This window comes from Microbacterium sp. (assembly GCF_031988965.1).
Taxonomy (GTDB): domain Bacteria; phylum Actinomycetota; class Actinomycetes; order Actinomycetales; family Microbacteriaceae; genus Microbacterium.
Genome location: NZ_DALZXX010000045.1, coordinates 1 through 1,984 on the forward strand (window position 1 = coordinate 1; position 1,984 = coordinate 1,984).

General features: G+C 70.0%; 1 protein-coding gene and 1 pseudogene. One reads left to right on the forward strand and one right to left on the reverse strand.

Going from position 1 to position 1,984, the window contains the following annotated elements:
* Positions 1-1,191: pseudogene (locus RTM68_RS09710) on the reverse strand (AAA family ATPase); the annotation flags it as partial.
* 188 nt (positions 1,192-1,379) lie between these two features.
* On the opposite strand from RTM68_RS09710, the gene RTM68_RS09715 reads away from it, so the two are divergent.
* The gene (locus RTM68_RS09715) at positions 1,380-1,895 is read left to right on the forward strand and encodes a methylated-DNA--[protein]-cysteine S-methyltransferase (RefSeq protein ID WP_312170412.1); all 516 of its coding nucleotides are present in this window, start codon (positions 1,380-1,382) and stop codon (positions 1,893-1,895) included.
* Positions 1,896-1,984: the final 89 nt, after the last annotated feature.

Below are 1,984 nucleotides of genomic sequence, written 5' to 3' on the forward strand. Positions count from 1 at the left end.
GATGAGCACGCTGCGCAGGCGCACCAGCGCGTCGTCGACGTCGCTGACCTTCGGAGCGGTCGCCTTCTCGTTGCGACCGATCGCCCGCACCAGGTCGCGGCGCACGCTCTGGCTCGAGATGGCGAGCCCATCGAGGCCGATGCCCGCGAGCCGGTGCCGCACGCCGTCGAGCGTCGAGCGTCGAGCGGAGACGACGAGCACACGCTTGCCTGCGCGCACCAGCTCGCCCACGGCGTTGATGACCGTCTGCGTGCCGCCCGTGCCCGGCAGGGTGGCGACCGTGAGCGACTGCCCGGCGGCGATACGTGCGAGCACGGCTTCCTGCTCGGCGTCCGCATCGAGGAGCAGGTTGTCGGATGCCGGCGCACGGTCGTCGGGTCCGACGTGATGCGGAGCCTGACGACGTGCCGAGACCTGCTCGCGGTCGCCGACGTGCCCGGCCAGCGCGTTCAGCACGACGTGGTCGAGGTTGCCGCCGTCGCGCGACATGGCACCGCCCACATCGGCGAAAGTCGAGACGACGAGGCGGGGCAGCACGGTGAACGTGTCGATCGCGCGGGTCGTCGCGCGCAGGCTGTCGATCACCGGCTGCGGTTTGAACACACCGCCGTCGTAGGCGAGTGAGGCGAGCGCCGCGGCATCGATCGTGATCCCGAAATGCTCGCGTGCGACACGCACGAGCTCGGGGTTCATCTCGAAGACGCCGTGCAGCTTGAGCTCGAAGTCGGTGTGGTGTCGGCGGATGGCGAGCGGTCGCAGCAGCACGGGGGCCGAGAACTCGGCTCCGCCGATGCGCCATCCGGCGAGCCCGACCGCGAGGTGGACGGCTTCGATGCCGCGCACGGTGCGCAGCTCGGTGTTCTTGGCGGTGATGCGCTCGGCCGCGAGCCGTGCCGTGCGCAGACCGACCTCATCGCGGAAGAGGTTGGAGAGCAGAGTCGACTTGCCGGTGATGAACTGCGGCAGGCTTCCCGGGTGGGCCTTCGAGATGTCGATGCCGGATTCGATCGTGTCGCGGAACGTGACGAGAGGAGACGCTCCGCCGAGATCGGCGGCTTCCGCGCGCAGACGGGTGCGCTCTGCCTCGGCGGCGTGCGCGACCTCGATGTGCGCCGGGGTCACGTGCAGATCGCCCAGGTTCACCGGGGCATCGTTCGCTGCTTCCGCAGGCTTGCCATCACGTCGCCACACCCTCACACACTAAGCGCGACGCGTCGCCGCGGCGGTATCCCGGGCGGGTTTCACCGGATTTCCGCCGGTTCGAGCCCCGCCCGCGCGCGTCGACACCACTCCTCCACAGGGGGATGCGGAGGATCTCCTGTCCCCCATCCCCGCCCCCACGACGCCGTCGGTCGGACCGCGCACGTCAGGATGGACGCATGACGTTCCGCTACGACTTCGCCCCCACTCCGTTCGGAGACGCCCTCGCGGTGTTCTCAGACGTGGGTATCGTGCGCTTCGACCTCTCGGAATCCGCCGATCCGTCGGTCCCCTGGCTGCTCGAGAACATCTCTCGCCGACTCGGCGCGATTCCCGAGCCCGATCTCGGCGCTGCGGCCGAGCTCACCCTCCTCCTCGACGACTACTTCGACGGAACGCCGGTGCCCTTCCACGAGCAGATCGATATCGACTGGCGGCTGGCCGAGGGATTCTCGCGCACGGCCCTGCAGACGATCTGCTCGATCGCCTGGGGAGAGACCCTCAGCTACGGCGAGGTCGCCGCCCTCGCCGGGCACCCCGGCGCAGCTCGTGCCGTGGGCACCGCATGCCGCCTCACTCCGTTCTCGATCATCGTGCCGGTGCACCGTGTCGTGCGCTCCGACGGGTCGGCCGGCCAGTACGGAGCGCACCCCGAGCGCAAGACCTTCCTGCTCGATCTCGAGGCGCGGCGCTGATCTCGAAGCTCGGCGCTGATCGCGCGAGGCGCGGTGCTGATCGCGCGAGGCGCGTTGACGTCGAACAGCGTGGACCCCGGCGAGTAGGC